This is a genomic window from Buttiauxella sp. (assembly GCF_035271705.1).
Classification (GTDB): domain Bacteria; phylum Pseudomonadota; class Gammaproteobacteria; order Enterobacterales; family Enterobacteriaceae; genus Buttiauxella.
In genome coordinates this window covers 44,378-50,591 of the sequence record NZ_DATERI010000054.1, presented here as the reverse complement: position 1 = coordinate 50,591, position 6,214 = coordinate 44,378, and the positions used below count along the sequence as shown (strand labels likewise).

6 protein-coding genes are annotated in these 6,214 nt (G+C 50.7%); all 6 read right to left on the bottom strand.

Translation table 11 applies throughout. The annotated features are described in order from the left end of the window. The coding region (gene pnp, locus VJY99_RS04770; RefSeq protein WP_324116805.1) for a polyribonucleotide nucleotidyltransferase at positions 1 to 1,434 on the bottom strand (1,434 nt) is incomplete at its 3' end. Between the two features lie 10 nt (positions 1,435 to 1,444). Then, positions 1,445 to 1,612: a hypothetical protein gene (locus VJY99_RS04765; protein WP_324116803.1), complete on the bottom strand. Its 168-nt coding sequence runs from the start codon at positions 1,610 to 1,612 to the stop codon at positions 1,445 to 1,447. Positions 1,613 to 1,678: 66 nt separating this feature from the next. Continuing rightward, positions 1,679 to 1,948, bottom strand: a complete 270-nt coding sequence (gene rpsO / locus VJY99_RS04760) for a 30S ribosomal protein S15 (protein ID WP_008454776.1) — start codon at positions 1,946 to 1,948, stop codon at positions 1,679 to 1,681. Between the two features lie 153 nt (positions 1,949 to 2,101). Then, positions 2,102 to 3,046, bottom strand: a complete 945-nt coding sequence (gene truB / locus VJY99_RS04755; protein WP_324116800.1) for a tRNA pseudouridine(55) synthase TruB — start codon at positions 3,044 to 3,046, stop codon at positions 2,102 to 2,104. After that, entirely contained in the window at positions 3,046 to 3,450 is a 405-nt protein-coding gene (rbfA, locus tag VJY99_RS04750) for a 30S ribosome-binding factor RbfA (RefSeq protein ID WP_324116798.1), read from the bottom strand. Before rbfA ends, truB begins: the two co-directional genes overlap by 1 nt. Positions 3,451 to 3,518: 68 nt before the next feature. Then, positions 3,519 to 6,200: a translation initiation factor IF-2 gene (gene infB / locus VJY99_RS04745; RefSeq protein ID WP_324116796.1), complete on the bottom strand. Its 2,682-nt coding sequence runs from the start codon at positions 6,198 to 6,200 to the stop codon at positions 3,519 to 3,521. Between the last annotated feature and the right edge of the window lie 14 nt (positions 6,201 to 6,214).

The window sequence follows — 6,214 nt, the reverse complement described above, 5'->3', positions numbered from 1 at the left end:
CAGAACAACAAAGTTTTCGCCTTCTTTAACCAGACCCATCGCAATACCGGCTACAGCGGCTTTGATTGGCACGCCTGCATCCATCAGTGCCAGAGAAGCACCACATACGGAAGCCATGGAAGAAGAACCGTTAGATTCGGTAATTTCAGACACTACACGCACAGTGTACGGGAAGCGGTCAGCTTCTGGCATAACAGCCAGTACGCCACGCTTAGCCAGACGACCGTGACCAATCTCACGACGCTTCGGTGAACCGACCATGCCGGTTTCGCCTACGGAGTACGGAGGGAAGTTGTAGTGGAACAGGAAGTTGTCGGTACGTTCGCCCATCAACTCATCCAGATTCTGTGCATCACGAGCGGTACCCAGAGTGGCTGTAACCAGCGCCTGAGTTTCACCACGGGTGAACAGTGCAGAACCGTGAGTACGTGGCAGAACACCAGTTCGCACATCCAGACCACGGATCATGTCTTTTTCACGACCATCGATGCGCAGTTCACCCGCCAGGATGCGGCTACGAACAACGTTTTTCTCGATAGCGTGCAAGATGTCGCTGACTTCGCCAGCATCAATGGTGTCGTTTTCAGCTGACAGGGCAGCGTTAACGTCAGATTTGATGATGTCGACTTGTGCGTAACGTTCTTGCTTATCAGTAATACGGTAAGCATCGCTCAGGCGAGATTCAGCAAGTGCTGCAACACGCGCATTCAGCGCTTCGTTCACAGCTTCTGGCTGCCAGTCCCAACGTGGTTTGCCCGCTTCAGCAACCAGGGAGTTGATGTTCTGGATAACAATTTGCTGTTGTTCGTGGCCGAATACTACAGCACCCAGCATCTGGTCTTCGCTCAGCAGTTCAGCTTCGGATTCAACCATCAGCACAGCACCTTCGGTACCTGCAACAACCAGGTCCAGTTTGCTGGTTTTCAGTTCGTCAGCAGTCGGGTTCAGGACATACTGGTCATTGATATAACCAACACGTGCTGCACCAATTGGGCCATTGAATGGCATACCAGACAGGCTCAGAACTGCAGAAGCACCGATCATTGCAACGATATCTGGGTGAACCTGTGGGTTCACAGAAACTACAGTTGCGATAACCTGAACTTCGTTAACGAAGCCTTCCGGGAACAGTGGACGCACTGGGCGGTCAATCAGACGCGCGATCAGTGTTTCGCCTTCACTTGGACGGCCTTCACGACGGAAGAAGCTACCTGGGATACGACCAGCAGCGTAAGTACGCTCCTGATAGTTAACAGTCAGCGGGAAGAAGTCTTGACCTGATTTCGCTTTTTTCTGACCCACTACGGTCACGAATACAGCGGTGTCATCCATGCTTACCATTACTGCTGCGGTAGCCTGGCGAGCCATCATACCGGTCTCAATAGTGACCGTATGCTGACCGTATTGGAATTTACGGACAATCGGATTTAGCAAAATAATATCCTTAATATTCTTGGTAGCAGGTGATTGCACTTGCTCCGTTTAACCCGATCTCAATCGCATCCTCGCGACTAATGACAACCCTGACCCGCCCCTGCGGATAAAGCCTCTCATTAGCCGCGCGAACCTCTGCAATAAAGATCACACCCTGCAACAATACATTAGTTTCCATAGAATTGCTGCCATATGGTTGAAAAAAGGGGCCTTAAAAGGCCCCTTTTTCTGAAACTCGCAAGACTTAGCGACGCAGACCCAGACGCTCGATCAGGCCGGTGTAACGTGCTACATCTTTACGCTTCAGGTAGTCGAGCAGTTTACGACGCTGAGAAACCATACGCAGCAGACCACGACGGCTGTGGTGATCTTTTTTGTGCTCTGCAAAGTGACCTTGCAGGTGGTTAATCTGTGCAGTCAGCAGTGCAACCTGAACTTCGGTAGAACCGCTGTCGTTAGTACCACGACCAAACTCAGAAACGATTTTAGCTTTAGCTTCAACACTTAGAGACATTTTCAACTCCAAAATTATAGATAAAAAGAGAGAGTGCCGATCTCTAATTCAGCAACTCCAGTTCACATTCACACCACTGTAAAACAATGGTGGGAATGCTAAGCCGCGCCATTTTACCTGTAGCAACCTGTTATCGCAAGGCAACTACAAATGTCAGACGGGATACTCTACGACCAGACGACGGGGCGCTACACGTCCATCATCGTCAATTTCGGCCATACCGATAAATTTGCCGTCATCACCTTCGGTGACTCGGACGAGCCCTTCTGCTGGGCAACCAGACACTTGCACCGGTTGCCCATTCTTGAAGTAACCCGCAACAGCAGGTAGCAAATTCACGATTGGGAAATCCGAAGCAGGGCTGTCCATTGGCATCAGCAGTGGATCTAACAGCACAGATGGCTCAATACCTTGCTCTTGTGCTTGCTCAAGCAACGCATTCAATTGCTCAAGCGTCACCATGCGTTCAGCAGGATACTTGCTCACCGCCAGACGGCGCAGGAAAGTCACGTGGGCGCCACATCCGAGTTTCTCACCCAAATCATCGGTGATTGTTCGAATATATGTCCCTTTAGAGCAGTGAATTTCCAGTTCCAGTTCATTCCCTTCGTGGCGAATAAACAACAGTTCGTAGACGGTGATAGATCGTGCTTCACGCGGCACTTCAATACCCTGGCGCGCATACTCATAAAGCGGTTTGCCTTGATATTTCAGTGCGGAGTACATCGATGGGACTTGCTGAGTTTCGCCACGAAAACTCTCTAACGCCATTGCCAGTTCTTGTTCGGTAAAGGTGACCGGACGTTCCTGAACCACGGTGCCATCGGCATCAGAGGTATCAGTACGTTGCCCCAAGCGGGCAATAACACGGTAACGCTTATCTGAATCCAACAAGTAGCGCGAGAACTTCGTCGCTTCGCCGAGACAAATCGGCAGCATTCCCGTTGCAAGCGGGTCAAGCGCTCCGGTATGACCGGCACGGTTAGCGTTATAAATACGCTTAACTTTCTGCAATGCATCGTTAGAAGATAAGCCCTGAGGTTTATCTAACAACAGTACTCCGTGGATATCACGACCACGACGACGAGGACGACTCATTAATCCTCCTTGCTGTCATCCGTATCGTTTACACGGCGCTCATCATCGTTTCTGATGACGTTGGAAACCAAATTAGACATGCGCATGCCTTCAACTAACGAGTTGTCGTAGAAGAAGGTCAGTTCAGGCACGATACGCAGGCGCATTGCTTTACCCAGCAAAGAGCGAATGTAGCCAGATGCATCTTGCAGAACCTTGATGCCTTCTTTCACGGCTTGTTCGTCTTTATCGTTCAGGAACGTAACAAAAACTTTGGCATAAGCCAGATCGCGTGACACTTCGACACCAGAAACGGTCGTCATCATGCCCAGACGCGGGTCTTTAATTTCGCGTTGCAGGATGGTTGCGATCTCTTTCTGCAACTCCTGGGAAACACGCTGTGGGCGACCAAATTCTTTCGCCATAATAAATTCTCCATAAAATCGGGGGGCGCTCGGCCCCCCTAAAGATATTAGCTTTTGTCCGGCTGATATCAGGCGATAGTACGCTGGATTTCGATGATTTCGAAGACTTCGATAACATCACCAACACGTACATCGTTGTAGTTCTTCACGCCAATACCACATTCCATACCGTTACGAACTTCGTTTGCGTCATCTTTAAAGCGGCGCAGGGATTCCAGCTCGCCTTCATAGATAACCACGTTGTCGCGCAGTACACGGATTGGGTTGTGACGTTTGACCACACCTTCGGTAACCATACAACCTGCGATTGCACCAAATTTCGGTGATTTGAACACATCGCGAACTTCGGCCAGGCCGAGGATCTGTTGTTTCAGTTCCGGAGACAGCATACCGCTCATTGCCGCTTTCACTTCGTCGATCAGATGGTAGATGACGGAGTAGTAACGCAGATCCAGGCTTTCGGATTCAATGACGCGACGTGCAGATGCATCGGCACGGACGTTGAAGCCAACCAGGATAGCGTTAGACGCTGCAGCCAGTGTTGCGTCAGTCTCAGTGATACCGCCTACGCCAGAACCGATGATTTTAACTTTAACTTCATCAGTAGACAGTTTCAGCAAGGAATCGCTGATCGCTTCAACAGAACCCTGAACGTCGGCTTTCAGCACGATATTCACTTCGGACACTTCGCCTTCGGTCATGTTGGCGAACATGTTTTCCAGTTTAGATTTCTGCTGGCGAGCCAGTTTAACTTCACGGAATTTACCCTGACGATACAGAGCAACTTCGCGAGCTTTCTTCTCGTCACGAACAACGGTTACTTCGTCGCCCGCTGCCGGCACACCGGACAGACCCAGGATTTCAACAGGAATAGACGGACCTGCTTCTGCAACTTCACGACCCATTTCGTCACGCATTGCACGAACACGGCCATATTCAAAGCCACAAAGAACGATATCGCCTTTGTTCAGAGAACCTTCACGAACCAGAACAGTTGCTACCGGACCACGACCTTTATCCAGGAAGGATTCGATAACCACACCGCTTGCCATGCCTTCACGCATTGCTTTCAGTTCGAGAACTTCAGCTTGCAGCAGGATTGCATCCAGCAGTTCATCGATACCCGTACCTGCTTTAGCAGACACGTGGATGAACTGGCTTTCACCGCCCCACTCTTCTGGCATGATGCCGTACTGAGACAGTTCCTGCTTAACGCGGTCTGGATCAGCTTCTGGCTTATCGATTTTGTTTACCGCTACAACTACCGGCACCTGCGCCGCTTTCGCGTGCTGGATAGCTTCGATAGTTTGTGGCATTACGCCATCGTCTGCGGCAACAACCAGAACAACGATATCCGTCGCCTGAGCACCACGAGCACGCATAGAAGTAAACGCTGCGTGGCCCGGGGTATCCAGGAAGGTAACCATACCGTTATCAGTTTCTACGTGGTATGCACCGATATGCTGGGTAATACCACCCGCTTCGCCGGACGCAACTTTAGTAGAACGAATGTAGTCAAGCAAAGAGGTTTTACCGTGGTCAACGTGACCCATGATGGTAACAACCGGCGCACGTGATTCTGCAACTGCATCAGTATCACGATCGCTCATCAGCGCTTCTTCCAGCTCGTTCTCACGACGCAGGATAACTTTATGGCCCATCTCTTCGGCAACCAGCTGTGCGGTTTCCTGGTCGATGACCTGGTTAATGGTTGCCATAGCACCCAGTTTCATCATCGCTTTGATGACCTGAGAACCTTTAACAGCCATTTTGTTTGCCAGTTCTGCAACAGTAACGGTTTCGCCGATTACGACGTCACGGTTGACTGCCTGAACAGGCTTGTTGAAGCCTTGTTGCAGAGAACTTGGTTTACGCTTGCCTTTACCACCACGAACCGCAGCACGAGCTTCTTCACGGTCAGCTTTAGACTCGCCGTGTTTTCCACCTTTCTTCTGGCGTGGTGCTTTAGCTGTTGCAGTACGAGCACGAGTACGGCCTGCTTCAACTTCGCGGTCGTTTTCGTCTTCAGCCTGGCGCGCATGCTGAGAGGTGGTGACATGGTAATCTGATTTATCGTCTTCCACTTTCTCTTCTTCCGTCCACACACCTGCGTTAGCTTCAGCCATTTTACGGGCCTCTTCAGCTACACGACGGGCGTCTTCTTCTAACTTGCGACGGGCTTCTTCTTCTGCTTTACGCTTAAGCTCTGCAGCTTCGGCTTCACGGCGGGCTTTGTCGGCCTGTGCGCTTTTCGTCATATCGTCTTGGTTGCTCACTTTGTCTTTTTCCGCAGCTTCACGTTTCGCTTTATCAGCGGCTTCACGCTTAGCTTTCTCTTCAGCATCACGTTTAGCTTTTTCTTGCGCCTGACGATCAGCAGCTTCCTGCGCCTCACGTTGGGCTTGCTCTTCCGCTTCACGCAGCGCGAGTTCTTCCGCGGCAAGACGTTCAGTCTCTTGCGGATCACGTTTCACAAAGGTGCGCTTCTTGCGGACTTCGATTTGTACCGATTTACTTTTCCCACCGGTACCTGGAATATTTAAAGTACTGCGCGTTTTACGCTGTAATGTCAACTTATCTGGCGCAGAACCATGTTCACGGTTCAGGTGCGCCAGCAATGTTTGTTTTTCCTGGGCTGAGACAGAATCATCAGCAGCCTTAGGGATCCCTGCATCAGCAAATTGCTGTACCAGGCGGTCCACGGAGGTCTGAATCTCTGCGGCCAGCGCTTTTACGGTTACATCTGTCATGCTGTTCCTTCCTG

Excerpts from the sequence above, each read along its gene's own strand:
- truB (WP_324116800.1), bottom strand. The coding sequence starts at position 3,046 with ATGAGTCGTCCTCGTCGTCGTGGTCGTGATATCCACGGAGTACTGTTG.
- rpsO (WP_008454776.1), bottom strand. The coding sequence starts at position 1,948 with ATGTCTCTAAGTGTTGAAGCTAAAGCTAAAATCGTTTCTGAGTTTGGT.
- infB (WP_324116796.1), bottom strand. The coding sequence starts at position 6,200 with ATGACAGATGTAACCGTAAAAGCGCTGGCCGCAGAGATTCAGACCTCC.
- rbfA (WP_324116798.1), bottom strand. The coding sequence starts at position 3,450 with ATGGCGAAAGAATTTGGTCGCCCACAGCGTGTTTCCCAGGAGTTGCAG.
- VJY99_RS04765 (WP_324116803.1), bottom strand. The coding sequence starts at position 1,612 with ATGGAAACTAATGTATTGTTGCAGGGTGTGATCTTTATTGCAGAGGTT.